This window comes from Pantoea sp. Acro-807 (genome assembly GCF_011752675.1).
Taxonomy (GTDB): domain Bacteria; phylum Pseudomonadota; class Gammaproteobacteria; order Enterobacterales; family Enterobacteriaceae; genus Pantoea; species Pantoea eucrina.
This window is the reverse complement of record NZ_VWXE01000028.1, coordinates 1-218: the sequence shown is the minus strand read 5'-3', so window position 1 is coordinate 218 and position 218 is coordinate 1. Positions and strand designations below refer to the sequence as shown.

1 rRNA gene is annotated in these 218 nt (G+C 49.5%); it reads left to right on the top strand.

The features are described 5' to 3' along the window. Nucleotides 1–218 (top strand): 23S ribosomal RNA (locus F3J39_RS18730); the annotation flags it as partial.

Here is a 218-nt window from a genome sequence, read left to right as displayed (position 1 = left end):
TAAATACTCCTGACTGACCGATAGTGAACCAGTACCGTGAGGGAAAGGCGAAAAGAACCCCGGCGAGGGGAGTGAAACAGAACCTGAAACCGTGTACGTACAAGCAGTGGGAGCCTCTTTTATGGGGTGACTGCGTACCTTTTGTATAATGGGTCAGCGACTTATATTCTGTAGCAAGGTTAACCGCATAGGGGAGCCGAAGGGAAACCGAGTCTTAA